Annotated in this window: 17 protein-coding genes and 3 pseudogenes; 9 read left to right on the forward strand and 11 right to left on the reverse strand. The window is 62.2% G+C overall.

Annotated elements, in window-relative coordinates; translation table 11 throughout:
• Window positions 1-29: 29 nt before the first annotated feature.
• From ACU4E7_RS07820 to ACU4E7_RS07830, 3 genes are all read right to left on the reverse strand, one after another.
• On the reverse strand, window positions 30-1,445 hold the full coding sequence (locus ACU4E7_RS07820) for an aldehyde dehydrogenase family protein (protein ID WP_447021178.1): 1,416 nt from the start codon (window positions 1,443-1,445) through the stop codon (window positions 30-32).
• A 115-nt stretch (window positions 1,446-1,560) separates the two neighbouring features.
• Window positions 1,561-2,571: a TRAP transporter substrate-binding protein gene (locus ACU4E7_RS07825; RefSeq protein WP_447021179.1), complete on the reverse strand. Its 1,011-nt coding sequence runs from the start codon at window positions 2,569-2,571 to the stop codon at window positions 1,561-1,563.
• Window positions 2,572-2,629: 58 nt separating this feature from the next.
• Window positions 2,630-3,307 carry a GntR family transcriptional regulator gene (locus ACU4E7_RS07830; RefSeq protein ID WP_238122289.1) on the reverse strand — a complete coding sequence of 226 codons (678 nt, stop codon included), beginning with the start codon at window positions 3,305-3,307 and terminating at the stop codon, window positions 2,630-2,632.
• Window positions 3,308-3,496: 189 nt separating this feature from the next.
• Between ACU4E7_RS07830 and ACU4E7_RS07835 the strand changes: the two genes are divergently transcribed.
• From ACU4E7_RS07835 to ACU4E7_RS07855, 5 genes are all read left to right on the forward strand, one after another.
• On the forward strand, window positions 3,497-4,081 hold the full coding sequence (locus ACU4E7_RS07835; RefSeq protein WP_238122290.1) for an amino acid synthesis family protein: 585 nt from the start codon (window positions 3,497-3,499) through the stop codon (window positions 4,079-4,081).
• Between the two features lie 9 nt (window positions 4,082-4,090).
• Window positions 4,091-5,281 carry an amidohydrolase family protein gene (locus ACU4E7_RS07840; protein ID WP_238122291.1) on the forward strand — a complete coding sequence of 397 codons (1,191 nt, stop codon included), beginning with the start codon at window positions 4,091-4,093 and terminating at the stop codon, window positions 5,279-5,281.
• 31 nt (window positions 5,282-5,312) lie between these two features.
• Window positions 5,313-5,879 (forward strand): TRAP transporter small permease, encoded by a 567-nt coding sequence (locus ACU4E7_RS07845; RefSeq protein ID WP_238122292.1) that lies wholly within the window; start codon window positions 5,313-5,315, stop codon window positions 5,877-5,879.
• Complete coding sequence (locus tag ACU4E7_RS07850; RefSeq protein WP_238122293.1) at window positions 5,876-7,159, forward strand: TRAP transporter large permease; 1,284 nt, start codon at window positions 5,876-5,878, stop codon at window positions 7,157-7,159. The genes ACU4E7_RS07845 and ACU4E7_RS07850 overlap by 4 nt, the downstream gene beginning before the upstream one ends.
• A 197-nt stretch (window positions 7,160-7,356) precedes the next feature.
• The gene (locus ACU4E7_RS07855) at window positions 7,357-7,917 is read left to right on the forward strand and encodes a MarR family winged helix-turn-helix transcriptional regulator (RefSeq protein ID WP_238122294.1); all 561 of its coding nucleotides are present in this window, start codon (window positions 7,357-7,359) and stop codon (window positions 7,915-7,917) included.
• Here the strand turns inward: ACU4E7_RS07855 and ACU4E7_RS07860 are convergent.
• Window positions 7,906-8,529: an isochorismatase family protein gene (locus ACU4E7_RS07860; RefSeq protein ID WP_238122295.1), complete on the reverse strand. Its 624-nt coding sequence runs from the start codon at window positions 8,527-8,529 to the stop codon at window positions 7,906-7,908. The two genes, ACU4E7_RS07855 and ACU4E7_RS07860, sit on opposite strands and share 12 nt — an antisense overlap.
• 155 nt (window positions 8,530-8,684) lie before the next feature.
• Between ACU4E7_RS07860 and ACU4E7_RS07865 the strand changes: the two genes are divergently transcribed.
• Window positions 8,685-9,848: an FAD-dependent monooxygenase gene (locus ACU4E7_RS07865; RefSeq protein WP_447021180.1), complete on the forward strand. Its 1,164-nt coding sequence runs from the start codon at window positions 8,685-8,687 to the stop codon at window positions 9,846-9,848.
• Between the two features lie 14 nt (window positions 9,849-9,862).
• Window positions 9,863-10,585, forward strand: a complete 723-nt coding sequence (locus ACU4E7_RS07870) for an enoyl-CoA hydratase/isomerase family protein (RefSeq protein WP_238122297.1) — start codon at window positions 9,863-9,865, stop codon at window positions 10,583-10,585.
• A gap of 368 nt (window positions 10,586-10,953) precedes the next feature.
• Here ACU4E7_RS07870 and ACU4E7_RS07875 read toward each other — a convergent pair.
• The 3 genes and pseudogenes from ACU4E7_RS07875 to ACU4E7_RS07885 form a co-directional block, all read right to left on the reverse strand.
• Window positions 10,954-11,844, reverse strand: a pseudogene (locus tag ACU4E7_RS07875) (IS3 family transposase); the annotation flags it as partial.
• 240 nt (window positions 11,845-12,084) lie between these two features.
• A complete protein-coding gene (locus tag ACU4E7_RS07880; protein ID WP_447021181.1) occupies window positions 12,085-12,435 on the reverse strand; it encodes an FAD/NAD(P)-binding protein in 351 nt (116 codons plus the stop codon).
• 174 nt (window positions 12,436-12,609) lie between these two features.
• Window positions 12,610-12,998, reverse strand: a pseudogene (locus ACU4E7_RS07885) (alkanesulfonate monooxygenase); the annotation flags it as partial.
• A 330-nt stretch (window positions 12,999-13,328) separates the two neighbouring features.
• Here ACU4E7_RS07885 and ACU4E7_RS07890 point away from each other — a divergent pair.
• Both ACU4E7_RS07890 and ACU4E7_RS07895 read left to right on the forward strand, forming a co-directional pair.
• A complete protein-coding gene (locus tag ACU4E7_RS07890) occupies window positions 13,329-13,865 on the forward strand; it encodes a flavin reductase family protein (protein WP_447021182.1) in 537 nt (178 codons plus the stop codon).
• 336 nt (window positions 13,866-14,201) lie between these two features.
• Window positions 14,202-14,597, forward strand: a pseudogene (locus ACU4E7_RS07895) (integrase core domain-containing protein); the annotation flags it as partial.
• A 156-nt stretch (window positions 14,598-14,753) separates the two neighbouring features.
• Here ACU4E7_RS07895 and ACU4E7_RS07900 read toward each other — a convergent pair.
• The 4 genes from ACU4E7_RS07900 to ACU4E7_RS07915 are packed head-to-tail and all read right to left on the reverse strand — an operon-like array spanning window position 14,754 to window position 17,682.
• Complete coding sequence (locus ACU4E7_RS07900) at window positions 14,754-15,140, reverse strand: (2Fe-2S) ferredoxin domain-containing protein (protein WP_238122285.1); 387 nt, start codon at window positions 15,138-15,140, stop codon at window positions 14,754-14,756.
• A 10-nt stretch (window positions 15,141-15,150) separates the two neighbouring features.
• Complete coding sequence (locus ACU4E7_RS07905) at window positions 15,151-16,134, reverse strand: CobW family GTP-binding protein (protein ID WP_447021183.1); 984 nt, start codon at window positions 16,132-16,134, stop codon at window positions 15,151-15,153.
• Window positions 16,135-16,138: 4 nt separating this feature from the next.
• Complete coding sequence (locus ACU4E7_RS07910) at window positions 16,139-17,140, reverse strand: DUF6925 family protein (RefSeq protein WP_238122283.1); 1,002 nt, start codon at window positions 17,138-17,140, stop codon at window positions 16,139-16,141.
• Between the two features lie 20 nt (window positions 17,141-17,160).
• The gene (locus ACU4E7_RS07915; protein WP_238122282.1) at window positions 17,161-17,682 is read right to left on the reverse strand and encodes a hypothetical protein; all 522 of its coding nucleotides are present in this window, start codon (window positions 17,680-17,682) and stop codon (window positions 17,161-17,163) included.
• Window positions 17,683-17,863 lie beyond the last annotated feature (181 nt).

A 17,863-nucleotide genomic window follows, 5' to 3' on the forward strand; every position in this document is an offset into this window, starting at 1 on the left:
GAATCGATGCAGCGCCTAAACGCCTCAGGTCAGGTCAGGATGGCCTTCGTTTCGAGATATTCTTCAAGGCCCTTGACCCCTTGTTCCCGTCCATTCCCCGAATGCTTGTATCCACCAAACGGTGCGTCGAGATCATTGACGACTGTATTTATATAGACGCGACCCGCGCGGATCTTTGCCGCGAGCCGCCGCGCCTTCGCCAAATCCTGACTCTGGATATAGGAGGCGAGGCCATATTCGGTGTCATTAGCCATACGCAGTGCGTCTTCTTCGCTCTCATAGGGAATGATAGGGAGCGCTGGGCCGAAAATCTCTTGTCGGGCGATGGTCATGTCGTTGGTCGCTGCGCCGAAGATCGTAGGGCGCACAAAGAACCCCCGATCCAGATGGTCCGGTCGGCCGAGCCCGCCGGTGACGATCTCGGCCCCCTCATCGATCCCCGCCTTGATGAGCGCCTGAACGCGTGTCCACTGAATTTCAGAGATCACCGGTCCAAGCTCGGTTTCCTGCGAGAACGGATCGCCGACATTCAGGCTCTCTGCACATGCTTTGGCAAACCCAAGCGCAGCGTCATACTGGCTCCGGTGCACAAACATGCGCGTCGGCGCCTGGCAGGACTGACCCGCATTGGAAAATGCTCGGCGCACCCCCATGTTGACCGCTTTCTCAAGGTCGACATCGGGCAGCAGGATATTCGGGGACTTACCGCCGAGCTCCTGGTGCACGCGCTTGACGGTATCAGCGGCTGACTTCGCGACAAGAATTCCCGCGCGCGTTGAGCCGGTGAACGACACCATATCAATATCAGGATGGGATGAGATCGCCTGGCCAACTACTGCCCCGACACCATTGACCAAGTTAAACACCCCTGGCGGCACCCCGGCGTCGTGGAGGGCCTGAGCCAGTAGCAGGGGGGATAGGGGTGCGAACTCACTGGGCTTAAGAACCACGGTGCAGCCGGCAGCCAAAGCATAAGCCAGTTTGGAAGCGATGAGCGCCAACGGCCAATTCCAGGCCGTGATCAAGCCGCACACGCCAATCGGCTCATAGGTAACACAATAGCGCTGGTAGGTGTGCTCGAATTCAAAGCCGGCGAGAGCCTTCGCCGCATGCTCGAAATGCGCGATTGCCGTAGCGACCTGAACGGAACGAGCGAATGAAATAGGTGCTCCCATTTCTGTCGTCACCGCATGCGCAAGGATGTCCTGCCGCTCCCGCAGGACACGGACAATCCGAGCAAGCAAATCCAGCCGCGTGGCCGGCGTCGTATTGGCATAGGAAGGAAAGGCTTGCGCAGCGGCAGCGACGGCGGCGGCCACATCCTGACCTGTGCCGACGCTGATGTCCGCGGTTTTCTCCCCGTTGGCAGGGTTGTAGATCGTGAAGATCTCTTGAGACGAGGGCAATACCCACCGTCCGCCGACGTAAAACCGGTTCGTCTCCAAGACGGGTCTCCATAGCGCGCGTACGCGTCCTAGGCGAGGGCTTGTCTAAGGTGGCGTGCAGCCGCGCGCCGGCATGGAAGCGGAGCAGTGCGCGCGGCTGTGATGGAATCTGCAACTAGCGCTTGGTGCGCTCGGTGGCCCGAACGAGCAACTCGTAGAGTGCAAGGTCTTGTGGCCGCGATTTGAGCTGCTCGCGCGCAAGAGGGGCGAGTTTCGCTGCCACCTGGGCGCGAAATTCCGGGGTGATCGGGACGATCTCTCCGCCACCTGCGACCCAGAGCTCGCGCGCGTCGTCGACGTCCTTCACCGAGAACTCGTAAACGTCAGTCGTCGCCTGCTTGCCCGCCTCAACAATCACCTTCTGAAGATCCGGAGGAAGGCCGTCGTACCAGTCTTTGCTGATCACCGCGATCGACGAGATGACGCCGTGGTTCGTCTCAGACAGGTATTTGGCCGCATCGTTGTAGCGCAAACCGGCCAAGACAGGCAGGCAGCTCATTACCGCGTCGAGGGTGCCCTGCTGCAGTGCAGGCAGAACTTCGCTGGGGGGCATCGGAATTGGAGTCGCGCCCAATGCGCGAATCTGCTCCAGCTGAAGCTGGGCCGGCAAAACGCGGATCTTCTTGCCGCCAAAATCATCGAGCGCCTTAATCGGCTTGGTCGATGCAAAAATTGAAGGACCTGAGATGAACAGACCAAGCCCCAGCAGACCACGATCCTGACCGAGCGAAAGAAACGCTTTGTTGAACTCGGGGTCTTGAAGTGTGCGATTGGTATGCGCCAGATCGGTGAAGATGCCGGGTGCGCTCAGTACCTGAAACCGTGAATCGATCCCACCGAGAAATTCCGGTGGAGTGACGACACCTTGTATGGTGTTCATCTGCGTCTGCTCAATCATACGGGGCGATGCGCCAAGCTGACTCGCTGGATAGACCTCGACGGAGATGCGTTGGCCGCTCTTCTCGGCAACCAACTCCGCAAATCGCTTCATCCAAGCGTGTTGTGAATCATTGATGGTCGCCGTGCCAAGCTTCATGACGATCGGCTTCTGCGCCAAGGCAGCGCCGCCGGTCGCCGATGCGACCAAGATAGCACCGGCACTGACAAGAAAATTCCGTCGATTCATTTTATGTTCCTCTGGTTTTATAGAAGGCATTCGTTTTTATATTTTTATTTAGATTCGATTATGTCTCGCCATCACTCTCCTTGTACGCGGCCAGGGCGGCACTGCATGCTAGGTCAACGTGACGGACGGCCGCGAGCCGGGCCGCTTCCGCGTCGCGCCGCTTGATGGCCTCGTAGATCGCGGTCATCTCCTTGAGGCTCTCGCGGGGTCTTGCAGGATTCGACATGGACCGGTCGCGGAGGAAACTGATCCGCGCATAAAGGTGTGCTTGCATCTCGGCGATGATCCGGTTCCCGCAGCCATCCACCACTGCCCGGTAGAAGGCGGTGGTGGCAACAATCAGCGAACGACGATCACCCACAGTGACAGCTGCTCGAAAATCCTCGAGGGCGCAGCGCATCTGCTCAAGGTGATGCGCCTCGACGTGCTCTGCCGCGAGCGCAGCGGCCTCTCCCTCCAGCAGCTTACGAACATGATAGATCTGCCCAGCTTCTGCCCATGTCACGACTGAGACATGGGGGCCGCGGTTCGGCACGATCGTAACCAAGCGCTCGCTCTCGAGGCTGCGAAGGGCCTCGCGCAACGACGGGCGGCTAATGCCGAGAAGCCCCGCCACTTCGACTTCCACGAGCCGCTCGCCGGGTTGAAACACACCCTCGGAAATGGCGGAGCGGAGCCTCTCGACAGTCTGCTGCTGTATCGTCTTCGGCTGGATCTGCAGATCGGCGCGCGTCAAGCCATCGCCGCCGCGCCCCAAACCTCCGGCATCGATCTGTCGAGACCTCCGTGGCCCAGCTGGCTTGCTCGCGATTTTGCCCCGCCGTCCGTCCATGGCTACGCGCACCTGTGAATCTGTTTGACAAATTGTCAGACATTTTTAAAACATGATGACAGAACGTCAAGCCCGGAAAAATGAGTTCAGAGCATGGAACTGAAGATTCGTCGCAGTTATTCGATCCTGAGCGAGCAACGGGAAGAGGCCGGCATTCGGGCCGCCGTTCCGCTTCGCAAAGTTGCGGTCGTCGCGGTCGTTGAAAATCCATGGGTCGGCGGATACGAGGCTGATCTGTCCGATGGAATCGCTGCATCCGTGGCGCTCGGTTCGACCCTCGCGCAGATGGCGGCCAAGTATGTCGCCCGCGGGGAGATTCAGGCGTACGGCAAGGGGGGGATCGTCGGCGTCGCGGGCGAGCAGGAGCACGCGAATGCCCTGCTGACCACGAGCTTCGCAAACCCCATGCGCGAGATGATCGGCACCGGCAAGGCCTGGATCTCTTCCATGACCAAGGTCGGTGGTCCCGGAACGGCGGTCGATATCCCGCTGAATCACACGGACGACGTCTATGTGCGTTCGCACTACAACGGCATGACCATCATGCTTCCGGAAGGGCCGGCGCCGGACGAGGTCGCGATCATCTTTGTGCTCGCAACGGGGGGGCGCCTCAATGCACGCGTGGGTGGCCTGACCCACGAGGAGGTCGTCGCCCGCGCGGCCGTGGCGGCGGTGTAGGAGCCTCAGATGAAAGTCGGAATCGCAAATCTGGGTGGAGTTCTCACGGGGGACATCGATGCCCCGGTTGCGGCAGGCGACACAATCGTCACAGAGGCCGGCAAGATTGTGTCTGTCGGAACCGGTGCGTCCTTGGACGGCTGCGATGTCGTGATCGATGCTGGCGGGACGATCGCGGCGCCGGGCCTGATCGACTCCCATGTGCACATCACGTTCGGAGACTACACGCCCCGCCAGAAGACGGTCGGATTTCTGGAGAGCTACGTGCACGGCGGCGTGACCACAAGCATCAGCGCGTCGGAGGTGCACGTTCCCGGGCGCCCGCGAGACCCCGCTGGCGTGAAGGCGCTTGCCGTCGCGGCGATGAAGTCCTTTCAGACCTATCGGCCGGGGGGCATGCGCGTGTGCGCTGGATCGCTGATCCTCGAGCCGGGGCTGGCGGAGGAGGATTTTCAGGACGCCGCGCGTCTTGGCATCTGGATGTGCAAGGCCGGGTTTGGTGCCTTCTCAAGCGCCGACGAATACGCGCCGCTGGTGGCAGCCGCACGGCGGGCCGGGATGGTGTCTATGGTGCACACCGGCGGCTCCTCCATTCCCGGTTCGGGCGGGATCTGGGCGGAACATCTCCTCAAGATCCTCCCCGACGTTTCCTATCACGTGAACGGCGGACCGACGGCGATGCCCGAGCCGGGTTTCGCTCGCCTCGTGAATGAATCGCAGATGGCGCTGCAGGTCTGCACCGCCGGCAATTTGCGGACCACGCTCCTGGTGGCCGACCTGTTGAAATCGGCGCATCAACTGGAACGTCTCCTGATCGCTACGGACACGCCCACGGGCAGCGGCATCATGCCATTGGGGATCTGGTACACGATCACGCACCTAGTCGCTCTCGGCGGCATGGCGCCGGAGATCGCGGTTGCGGCGGCCACGGGAAACAATGCCCGGGTATTCCGCCTCGACAGTGGCATCATCGCCCCGGGGCGTGCGGCGGACATCGTGCTGATCGATGCATGCGATGGCGGCTCCCAGGCCGATGCGCTCTCCGGTCTGCGGAACGGAGATATCCCTGCAATCGGCGCAGTCATAACCAATGGCGTGCCGCGTTTCGTCGGCCGCAGTCGAAATACCCCGGCAACAACCCGCAAGGTCCGCGTGGCGAAGAGCACCATCATGCAGACCTTCAGCGGGGAGGCTCACTAAAAAAAGATTCTTCCAAGACGGGAATTTTCAGATGACCCAAGCCTCGACCCTTGCAACTGCGCCGCCAGCCCGCGCCGACCGCTTTCCGCGGCTTCGCAGGGCGGGGGACATCCTTTCGAACGTGTCGACGCAGCTCGGTGCAGTCGCGCTGCTTTGCATCGTGCTCATCTGCGGGGTGAATGTGGTGGGGCGCTATGTCTTCAGCCACGCATTCAGCTGGGCGGAAGAGGCGATGATCTACCTGATGGTGTTCGTCATCTTTTCATCATCCGCCGCGGTGACGTGGAGAGGCGTTCACATGCATCTCGATATGCTGGTGAAAAGGCTGCCGGCTCAGCTTCGTGCTGCGGTGGCAACGTTCATCACGTTCTTCTCTGTCACGCTTCTTCTCGTGCTTGCATGGAATAGCTTCTTCGTCGTGTCGAAGCTCTTTCGTTTCAACCAGCGCAGCGATGCGCTCGAATTGCCGATGTGGATTCCGCAGTCGTTCCTGATGGTGGGCGTCATTCTCATCGCTGTCATGATGGTCTTGCGCCTCGTGGTCTTCGGTCCACTGGCGGTGGATGACGCGCATTCGGAACTGGAGCCGTCGTCATGACAGCACTTATTTTCGTCGGCCTGCCGGTCATCCTGGTCGCGCTGAGCGCGCCGATCTTCATCGTGCTCCTGGCGGCGACGATCTTCGGCATCCTCGACCTCAACGTCGGTCCGATCCGCGCCATTCACACCACCATGTTCGGTGGTCTGGACAGCTTTCCTCTGCTGGCAATCCCGCTCTTCATCCTTGCGGGAGACTTCATGGCTCGCGGCGGCATCGCCGCGCGCCTCATCGAATTTATCCTGTCGCTGGTCGGCGGTATTCGCGGCTCGATGGGCGTGGCGGCAATCGGCTCGGCGTCCGCCTTTGGTGCGATGTCAGGCTCCAGCATCGCGTGCGTCGCCGCAATCGGGAAGCTCACCATCCCCACGCTGGAACGCCAGGGCTACGGTCGGCGCTTTTCCGTCAGCCTGATCACAGCGACAGGTGTCATCGACGTTATTATTCCGCCGTCGATTCCGATGATCCTGTATGCCATCACGGCGCAGGTCTCGATCACGCAGCTTTTTTTTTCCGGCATCATCCCGGGACTGATGATCGCGGCGCTGTTGAGCATGTATGTGATGGTGCGGGCGAAGATCCTCGACATCCCGGTCACTGGGCGACCGCAGCTGTCGGTCATCATTCCCGCTGCGCGGCGCGCCAGCTGGGCGTTGTTCACTCCCGTCCTCATTATCGGCGGCATCTATGGAGGCATTTTCACGCCGACGGAAGCGGCCGGGATTGCCTGCATCTATTCCTTGCTCGTTTCCGTTTATGTTTACCATGAGCTGACATGGGCCGGCGTCTGGCGGTGCCTGACGGAATCCACGGTGCTGGTTGCGCAGATCATGATCCTCGTCGCGGTAGCGGGTGCCTATGGGTGGCTGATCACGACGAGTGGCCTGCCGCAGCAGTTGGTGGAATTCATCAATGGCCTGCATCTCGACACCTGGGTTCTACTCCTGACGTTCAACGTGGCTTTGCTGTTCATTGGGAGCGTGCTGGAACCGCCACCTGCAATCCTGATCCTGACGCCACTGCTCGCTCCCGTGATCGCTAATGCTGGCATCGATCCCGTCCATTTCGGGTTGATCGTGACCATCAACCTTGCGATCGGAATGTTCTTGCCCCCGTTCGGCCTGAACCTGTTCGCGTCGAATGCCTTGTTCAAGGTGCCGATGTCGCAGCTCTATATTGGAGTTATTCCGTTCGTTCTGATATATCTGCTCGTTCTGCTGCTGATTACATTTATACCGTCTCTAACGATGGTGCCATTAGAGTGGTATCGGGCCGGCTAGAGATGCGCGCGCCCACGCAGCGGCCCGCAGGAGCTGAGGCGAACGGCCCTGCGGCGAGCTTTGAGCGGAGCGCCGTGCCCAGGGGCGACCCTGGATACGGCCTTCCTCGATGGCGCGGAAGCAGCGGATCAACCTGGCTCCAAAAATCTGCTACCTAAGTACGCTTTGGGTGCAGGCGGCAGTCGGGGTGCCTTGGGATGGACAACGCGCGGGACGTCAGCTGGGTCGACATCGATCAGAAAACGCACGTCTACGCGTTTACTGATTACATGAAGAAAGTGGCGCAGGCACGTTATGTCATTCGCAAGGTGCAGATGACTATCGATGATTGCGCGCGCAAGCACGATCTCGTGCCGCTGGAGCATCAGGCGCTGATCCAGATCTTCGGTGCGACGGGAAAGGCTCTGCCGGTGGGCCGCATCGCCGATCGGCTCAATATCGTGCAGACGCTTGCATCCCGCTTGGTGCAACAGCTTGAAAAGGTGGGGCTTGTCCGCAGAACCCGCTCGAAAACCGATCGGCGCGCGACGCTCGTCCATATCACCGCCAGCGGTGAAGAGCGGTTGTTCGATATCGTGCAAGATGCGCACGCGCACATGAGCGCGTTTCGCTCTCAGGTCGCTCCCGAGGAGCGCGAGGCCGTCCACGAGATCATGGCGTTTTATGTCGGGGGGATCGACCGGACAGCGAAGCCGGAGGACGAGGGGTCTCCGGCTTCTGATCTGCGCCCCAAACGGGGACGCCGCTTATCGCGATAGGTAGGTCAGAACCTCGGTCAGGGACACCACGTCGGCGTATTTCTGCTGCAGGTCGAAAAGGTTCGACTCATGGGGGCCCTCAGCCCGATCGCCGACGCAATCCCGCACGACCATGGGCCGGAAGCCTGCGCACATGGCATCGACGGACGAGGCTCGCACACAGCCACTCGTCGTGCAGCCCGTCACGATCAAGGTGTCGACCCGCCGCTGGGTGAGCCAGCTCGCTAAATTGGTGCCGATAAAGGCGGACGGATACTGCTTGTCGATGACAAGCTCGCCGGCGGTCGGGGTAAGCTCCGGCACGATTTGCGCTGCGTCGCTGCTGGTGGTCAGGAGATTGTTGGTCGGAAGCTTCACGTTGAACAGGTTGAAGTTGCTGCCATCGTCCGCATAGATGTGCCGGGTGAATGCGATGGGAATGCCCGCGTGACGCGCTGCGCTCAGCAACGTCACCGTGTTGGCGATGGCGGCTGCGATGTTGCCGCCGCCGAGGATCGCGGGATCGGCAAACCCGCGCGTGTAATCGATGACCACCAGCGACGCCGAGACCCCAAATCCGAGCTTCTGCCCGAACTTTTGCCGCTGATAAACCGAAGTATCGACCTCAGTCATGCTGACCCCTTTTCACGGAACTCGCTTGACGTACAAAAGTTATATAACTTAGGATACATAAAATATCGGCTGGAGCAAGCTCCCTGGGGCCGCTCCCGAGCCCGAGGGTGGGCTTGGCTTCGGCCGGACGCTAGGGCGTGAGCTGGAGAAAATCCATGGATGTGGTCAGAAGGGTCTTGGTTGCCGGCGGCGGCGTTGGGGGCTTGGCCGCGGCGCTTGCCTTTGCGCAACGTGGGGCGCAGGTGAGGTTGATCGAGCGTCGGCCTGCCTTTGACGTGACCGGAGTCGGCCTTGGCCAGCCCGCAAATGCACTGCGGGTCTATGATCATCTGGGTGTGCTGGAGGAGATTTTGGATCATGGATTCATCTATGATCATATGACGATCTTCGACGCGCAACGTCGTCTCATCGCCGAGCATAAATTTCTTCTGGGAGATGAGCGGGTTCCGGCGGTCTGCGCGCTGTCGCGTGCGGAGCTGCACCGCATTTTGTTGGCGGCGGCGAAGCGGATCGGCGTGGAAGTCAGCTTGGGGCTGCAGATCAGCGCCTATGATGAAAGCGACGCGAACGTGGTGCGCGTGCGCTTCTCGGACGGAACGAACGACGCATTCGACCTGGTCGCCGGCTTCGACGGCATCCGCTCGACCACGCGCCAGCACCTTGTTGGAACAATGTTCGTTCCCCGGCCTTGCGGGATCGGGGCGTGGCGGGTCCAGGTGGACCGCCCGGAGTGTGTCACCGGCATGGAATTCTTGCAGGGGTGCGGCGGAAAAGCCGGCGCGATGCCCATCAGCAAGGACAAGATGTATTTGTTCAATATTCGCCCTGAGCCGATCGGCGCCTATTACGAGCGGAAAGATCTGGCCTCGCTCTGGAAAGAGCGGTTGGCCCAGTTTGGCAGCTACGTATCGGAAGTCAGCGCCAGTCTGAATGAGCAATCCGATATCGTCTATGGTGCCTTGGAGCCGATGTTGGTGCCTTGGCCTTGGCATCGCGGGCGTGTCGCTATCGGGGGCGATGCAGCCCACATTGTGCCTCCTCACCTGACACAGGGCGCAGCTATGGCGGTCGAGGACGCTCTGATCCTGGCTCACGAGGCGATGCAGGCGGATGGCACGCTGGAGCAGCGCCTCATGCGCTATGGGCGAGCGCGCTACGCGCGTTGTGCTTTCGTCTATGCCTTTGCTCGGAGCTGGCTTGAGGAAGAACAGGCGGTATTGACGGCTGAGCAGATGGAGGAGGCGCGCCGGGAGCTGGCGCAGAATGCCTCCGGTCGCATTGCTGTCAGCGATCGCATCTTGAACACTCCCATTCTTTGAGCGGAAGCACCGAAATGAGCATCTTGAGCCACACCGATGGCGACGTTCTCTACCTGTCCCTGAATCGGCCCGAGGCCGGCCACCGCATTGACGCGGCCACTATCGATGAATTGACCGATAGCTTGAACGCGGTAGCCCCGCTTGACGGCGGCCCGGGCGTCGTGGTGCTCGGCTCGACGGGCCCCGACTTCTCTCTCGGCCGGCAACGGCCTGCAGTGCAGTCTTCGGATCCCCTCGACATTGTCGAGGAATTTCAGCAAATCCAAAAGTTGAACGAGGCGGTCCAAAGATGCCGTGCGGTCACCATCGCCGCAATCCGCGGCCGGGCCGAAGGTGCGGGCCTCTCACTGGCAGGGCGCTGCGACATTGTGATCGTGGCGGAGGATGCAAGGCTGAGCTTTCCGGAGATTCCACATGGCATTCCACCGACCATCGTGCTGAGCCATTATCGGTATGTTTTGCCGCGTAGCATTCTCGGCGACCTGATCTTCACCGGGCGCGAACTGAGTGGGCAGGAGGCCATTCAGCTGGGCTTAGCGGCCCGCGTCGTTTCGTCGGAGAATCTGGACGCTGTGGTGCTCGCGATGGCGAAGCAGGTTGCCAGTTACGATCGCCGGTCAATTGCTCTCGTGAAGGAGTTCTTGGAGCGCACCGAAAGTCTGCCGGCACCACTTGCGCCGTCACTTGGGATCTCGCTCTATGCAAACGAGATGTCGCATCGGCAATTGAAGGGATAGCAACCTGATCCCGGGGCTTTGCGCTGCAAAGCCGGCCCTGGCCGGCGGCGGAAGAACGCCGCAGGCGGACGTTGCGGTTTCAGGATCGAAGCGGCGCTTTCGTCGCTGATCTTCGGTCAGCCCCAGACCAATCGAGGCCGCGATGGATGCGGCTTGAAACCGGCGGAGAAAAGGAAGCGCCCGAGGGCTATCATCGGTGTCGCACGCTCACGTCGTGACCATGAGGGGCTTCGTCAAAAGGGTCGGGCAAAGCCCTCGGCCGCAGCAGTGCGGTGGACTTTTCGTCGTTCCCCTGCAGGGGAGCGACCACGACAAGGGGTTTGGACCCGAATGTCGTCGATGGCCATTGACGTTGCCCCCAAGTTCCATCCAGCGGTGAGTTCGTTCTGGCGGTTGGGTTTGGCCTTGTCGGCCGGGTGAGTGGCGGGATCTGGCGCGGAGCTTTTCGCCTGGCGCAGCGGCAGATCCCGTCGCGGGTGGAAGGTGGCGGCGAAAGCGGACGGGGTCTGCCAGCCGAGGGCGGAGTGCGGGCGTGATCCATTGTAGTCGGAGCGCCACCTGCCCAGGGTCGAGCGGGCTTGGCTGAGTGCCGAGAACAGCGTCTCGTTGAGAAGCTCGTCGCGCAGGCGGCCGTTGAAGCTCTCGATGAAGCCGTTCTGCATGGGCTTGCCCGGGGCGATGTAGTGCCACTCGACCTTTGCCGCATCCGCCCAGGCCAGGATGGCATTGGAGGTGAACTCGCTGCCGTTGTCGCTGACGATCATGTCTGGCCTGCCGCGCTCGGCTACAAGACGATCCAGCTCCCGTGCGACACGCCCACCGGACAGCGATGTATCCGCAACCAGGGTGAGGCATTCCCGGGTGCAGTCATCCACGACGGTGAGAATGCGGAAGCGGCGGCCGCAGGTGAGCTGGTCCGACACGAAGTCGAGCGACCAGCGCGCGTTCGGCCGCATCGGGATCGTCATGGGCGCCCGCGTCCCGATGGCCCGCTTGCGGCCACCACGGCGCCGCACCTTCAGGCGCTCCTCTCGATAGAGCCGGAACAGGCGCTTGTGGTTGACCCTGAAGCCCTCCCGCTTGAGCAGCACATGCAGGCGCCGATAGCCGAAGCGCCGTCGCTCATGGGCGAGGGCCTTCATGCGCTCGCGCAGGGCTCCATCGTCGACCCGCTTTGCTTCGTATCTCATGGTCATGCGGCAGAAGCCGGTGGCTTTACACGCCCGCCGTTCGCTCATCCCGTGGTGCCCCATGAGATGGCCGATGTCAGCCGGATCGAGGAATGGTTCGATGCCGGCATGGGCCGGCGCCACATGGCAGTGCGGCACGAAGCCGTGGCGCGAGACGCTCCACAGCGGTCCACGATGACCCCGCGCCGCGAGCATGAGAGCCACCTCCACCCTGGCCAGGCCGGAGCCGATCAGCAGCTGCGGAGCGTCTGGCGGGACGTTTGCCGGATCCTCCCAGCACCACGGGTTGGGGACGAACTGGGGACTGTCCTAGACACCGTGGTCCCGACATCGTGGCGGCTTCGGCGGGAGATTGCCGGTCGCAAGGACCACATGGTCACCCTCAATGCGCCGACCGTCCGCGAGCCGGACGAAGCGCATGGAGTGGTCGTCCACACGCACCACCTCCCCCCGCACGCGCTGCAGTTTTCCGTTCTGCGTCGCGATGGCCTCGTCCAGCTGCTCGGCAAGGTAGGCGCCGAACAGGGCTCGGGGCACGAAGGCCAGTGCATCGGAAAGGTTCGCCTCGATGCGACCAGCCCGTGCGCGAAGCTGTGCGTCAGGCCCAATTCCATGCGCACAACCAGCACATTGAGCAGGGGAGGGGTGCGCAAGTACCATGGGGCAGGCCCCGCCCGGCTTCCCGCGCCCGCTCGATCAGCTCCACGTCGAGGCCCGGCGAGGCGGTCGCCAGGAGCGCTAACAACGTCCCGCTGAAGCCGCCGCCAACGACAGTGACGGACCGGCGCGACCCGCCCCCCGGCAACATGGCGTGGTGCTCCTCTTGGGTTCCGCTCAGGGCGCCGAGGCGCGGCGTTCCTCAGGGACGATGACATTGCCGATGATCTCGCCGAGCGGCCCGCGATGGTTGGTCACCCCCCCCGGAGCGCCGGTTCCGGCGGCGCGCGGCAGCAGCAGCAGGGCACTTCTCCGAAGCGGTAGGCTTCCTCCAGGTGGGGATAGCCGGAGAGTGCGAACGTATCGATGCTGATGGCCATGTATTCCTTCATGCGCGCGGCGACCGTTTGCGGATCACCCACCAGCGCCGTGCCCGCGCCGCCGCGCACCAGGCTGACGCCAGCCTACAGGTTGGGGGCCACTTCCAACCTGTCGCGGCGACCGCCATGCAGCGCGCTCATCCACCGTTGGCCGTCCGAATCCATGCGCGCGAACACCTGTTGCGCATCACCTCCCGCGCCCTGTGGGAGGTGCCCAGATGATGGCCACCGCCATGGGTAGGGAGGAGCCACGGGACATTGGCGTGCTCGGCTGCGGGCCGGGCGGATCTGCGACAGTCTCGGACATGGGTGGGCTCCGGCTTCACAGATCGACGCCAGGAGGACGGCGTCGATTTAAATTCAATAAAATATCTAGATATTATTGACTATATGAAATGGCGCTGTCTATCCTTTTTCCCGAACTAACGCCTCCGCGCCATTGCGGAGGCTTTCGACCACCCGACGCGTCGCCGTCCCAACCGGGCTCGGCCGCCGCGGCCCACCGATGGCCCTCAGATGAATGCTCATTCAGCCGCCGTTGCTCCCGCCACCACAACCAACGCGCTGCCGCCTGCCTCCCTCGCTTTCCGCTCCGCCATGCGCAAGCTTGCAGGAGCGGTGAGCGTGCTCACCGTCGGCGCAGGCGAGGAGCGCACCGGGCTTACCGCCACCTCGGTCAGTTCGGTGTCGGTGGAGCCGCCAACCCTGCTCATCTGTGTGAACCGCACCGCCTCTTCCCTGGCGCCGCTGCTGAAGTACCGCGCCTTCGCCATCAATGTTCTGCGCCCCCAGCACGAGGAGGTGGCGGGCCGCTTCGCGGGCAAGGACGGGCTCAAGGGACAGGCGCGCTATGAGGGCGCAGACTGGACCCGCCTTTCCACCGGCGCGCCGGTGCTCGCAGACGCCCTCGCCACCTTTGACTGCGAGCTGGAGGATGCCATCGAGCGCCACTCCCACGTCATCGTCATCGGCCGGGTGGTGGCCTCCCGCATCACCGAGAATGCGGAGCCGCTGCTTTACTGGGCCGGCGACTATCGCCGCCTTGCCCTCTGATCCGGCGTTGAATCAAAGGACTTCTCCCATGTCTTCAGGTCGCGCCTCCGGCATCAATCGCCGCCGCTTCGCCCTCGCTGCTGCCGCGCTGGCCGGCAGCCTCATCCTCTCCGCCGCGCCGGTTTCGGCGTAGGACAAGGTGGTGCGTATCGGCTACCAGAAGTACGGCACCCTCATCCTCTTGAAGAGGCGAGGCCTGCTGGAGGAGGCCTGCAGCCCCTCGGCTACACCGTGAAGTGGGCCGAGGCCCCGGCCGGTCCCCAACTGCTCGAAGCGCTCAATGCCGGGGCCGTGGACTTCGGCAATGCAGGCGAGGCGCCGCCCATCTTCGCCCCGGCGGCGATGGTGGACACCTCGCTCTCCGGCGCCCGCGTGGCGCGTGAGCTCGACGAGGTCATCGCCCGCCGCGGCCGGCCTTGCATGATCGTCTCCGACAATGGCACGGAGCTGGTCAGCCGGGCGATCCTCGGCTTCTGCGAGGAGACCGCCATCGAATGGCACGACATCGCACCGGGCAAGCCGATCCAGAACGCCTTCGTGGAAAGCTTCAACGACCGCCTGCGGGATGAGTGTCTCAACGAGCACGCCTTTTCCGTGCTTGTCGAGGCGCGGCGGATCATCGAGGCTGGGTACAACACCGTCAGACCCCATACGAGCCTCGGCGGCCTCTCGCCGTCGATGTTCGCGAGTCGGTCCCATGAGGACCAAAACCCAGCCGGGCCTAACTTATGACCGACAGGAAAATGGGGGCACGTCAATCTCAATGGAAATCAACAAACGTGGTCTGAAGACGACGCTCGCGAGACGATAGGCATGGCAGGGCAACAAGATCATGGCGCTCGGCTTGTGGTCGTGCTCAAGCTGTTCGGGTCGATGGCCGGCATGTCACTACCCGTGGATGGTGTCGGGATCGATCGAGAGGACGAGCCTTTCCACGCGTCTGCCGCCGATGATGTGCGAGCGCAGGATTTCGGCGACGTCATTCTCATTTTCGAACCTGTACCATGCAGCTTCCGGATAAATGACCAGGACGGGACCATGGCTGCAGACGTTCATGCAGCCTGCGTGGTTGATGCGGATGCGCCCCAGGCCGAGCGCCATGGCGAGGCGGCACATGTAATCGCAAAGTTCGCGACTGCCTTTTCCGCCGCAGGAGCCCCGCCAGTGGGTCGGCGGTCGCGCGTTGGTGCAGCAGAAGACGTGAATGCGATACACCGGCTCATCGCTCGCAGGCGGAGGGCGACATGCCTCTGGGTCAACATGCTCTTCGCTCATTGGCTCGATCCTAGCTGGCCACGCATTGCCTGAACCCCTCCACGAATTCGGCGCGGTCGAGGTTTCGGCCGATGACGACAAACTGTGACATGGGCGTCTCATCATCGGTCCACGGCCGGTCCTGACGCATGGTTGTCAGCATGCGCACGCTCTGAAAAACGATGCGTTGGGGAAACCCGCGCGCATGAAAAATGCCCTTGGTGCGGTAGAGATCTTGTCCACGGGCCTGTGCAATGGTGTTCAACCAGATCGAAAAGCGGTTCAGATCGATGGGCCGGCTCTCTTCCAGAACGAACGAGGCGACCGCGTCGTCGTGCTCATGCTCATGATCGTCGAGAAAGGCTGGATCCACTTCCAGTTTCTGCACGAGATCGAACGCGCCGACGCCAATGACCTTGTCGAGGTCGATCCGGCTATCCTGGGTGTGGTGGATGCGGGCCAGCGGATTGAGGGCGCGGATGCGGGCTTCGACCGCCTTCAGTCGTTCGGCATCCACCAGGTCGATTTTGTTGATCAGGACGATATCGCTGAAGGCGACCTGCTCAACCGCCTCGTTGCTCTGATCGAGATTTGCATCGATGTTGACGGCATCCACCAGGGTCACGAACGCGTCGAGCTGGATACTACTCTTCACTTCGTCGGCGACGAAGAAGGTGGAGGCGACGGGGGCGGGATCAGCGAGGCCCGTCGTTTCGATCAGGATGCCGGTCAGATCGTCTGCCCGCTCGCGAAGCCGCTGCAGCGTGTCGATCAGATCGCCGCGCACAGTGCAGCACAGACAGCCGTTGTTGAACTCCACCAGCTCGGCCTGGTCATCCTGCACGACCAGCTGGCCGTCGATGCTGATCTCGCCGAATTCATTGACGATCACGGCGATTTTCTTGCCGTGCTCCTCGTGCAGGATGTGATTGATGAGGGTTGTCTTGCCGGAACCAAGAAAGCCCGTGACGACGGTGGCGGGAATGCGGCTGTTCGCCGATTTTGCGGGCGGCATCGTCCTATCCTTCCGTGGAAATTGAGCTCAGGGACAGCATTCGAGAAAGCGGCCTGTCGAAGGCGCGCTCCCAATCGGGGCGGTCGCTTTCTTGCCTGCGCCAGCGACGCTGCCTCAGGGCGACTCGAATGCAGGACAGCTCGGCGCGTGTCGGCGCGCGCCGGTGGCCGAATAGGTTGCTCAACGCATTCGGTGGCAGCGACAAATCAAGCATATGCTCGACCTGTCGTTTGAACCGGGCAAGAGGCTGGTCGCCATAGCGATCGATCAGACTTTGAAACGCCGCGTGGCGGTCGATTGCGTTCGTTGCATGGGGATGGCGGGGCCGTGGCGGGAACACGTAGCCAACCGGAACAAGCCCGGGAGGGATGGGCGCGATATTGGCGTGTGTTGCGGAGCCCGACAGCAGATTTGGAATGAGGTGTCGCCGTTCCGGATGGCACGTTTCGATGCGTCCCAAAGCCGTCTGGAATATCCATGTGTCCGCGTGAAATCGTTCGGCACATTCGGCGGGCTCGATCGACTGGCCCGCCACGGCGCATAATTTGTGCCCGATGTCACTCGCGTGGGGGCGGACACATACGTCGGCATAGGGTGTTTCCAAACCAAGATCGTAGCAACACAGATCCCGTTCGGACGCATCGAGAGCATCCGCATCGGGTCCCATGGCCGTGACGTACGGTCGCTGGGACATTCGTGCCTGCTGCTCCGGCAGGCAAAGCGCGACGCCATGATTCCAGCTTTCCGGATCCGAGCTGATCATTTCGAAGGCAATCAGCTGAAATCCGTCACACATCTTGAGTGCAATTCGAGCCGTCGCGGTCGCCGCTTCCACCCAGCCGTCCCGGACGTCGACGAATGTGCGGGGCTCGCCCGGAAACTGCCCCACGGCGCCAAACGCCCCCAGGCTAAGGGCGCATTCCGGATCGGCTATAGCCCCGACAAGCCAGGCGAAGCTGGGACCGGGCGTGTGCTCTGGCAAATGGAATGTGGCAGCGCTGTTCATCGCTCTGATCCGTTTCCGCTTCAGGATCGGCTTCTGTTTCGAGCTTTACTGACCGCCCGCCGTCCAAAAGCGGCCGTCATTCCGCCTGCCAGACCAATCGACACAAGCCAACCCGCCGCGACTGTCGGTTGAACCGGCGCGATAAATTCACCCGTATGGAATGTCTCCGCGCTGCTCTGGCAGAGGACAAACGCCAAGGCCGCTGATCGGTCATTCTCGATGGAGGCGACGATCCGGGCAGCCTGCGCATGAGCCTCCGGCTTGGTCGCCAAATGCTCAAGGAGGGCCCAAGTGCCAGCCAGATAGGCATGGGAGCATCGATTGAAGCTGCTTTCCTCATTCGTGATGGCTCCCGGAACGAGCCCCCACAAGCAGTATGTCTTCTGAATTCTGGTGTAGTTGAGCAGCCGGCGGAACCGCTCGTCGGTGCGGGTCTGGCGTTCAGCTAAGGCGATGATGGCGCCATAGTAAGGGGCCACGAACGCCATGTCGGAGTGAGCGATTGCCGAGATCTCGAGCCCGCGCGCCTCGGCACTGTTCATTTCTGCGCCAGATCGGTGTGCCTCGGCTGCAGTCGCGGCCACAAGCAGCAGGATGCCGAGAGGGAGCGGAGACCAGGGGCGGGTTGGTGCGGCGGCTGAGCTGCGCCTTGATGTGCGGTCCGGCAAAAATCTCTTCATCGTCTTGCGCCTCGGATGGCACGCCCTTGAACGGCGCGACGTG

The sequence above is a fragment of the Xanthobacter sp. ZOL 2024 genome, assembly GCF_052932325.1.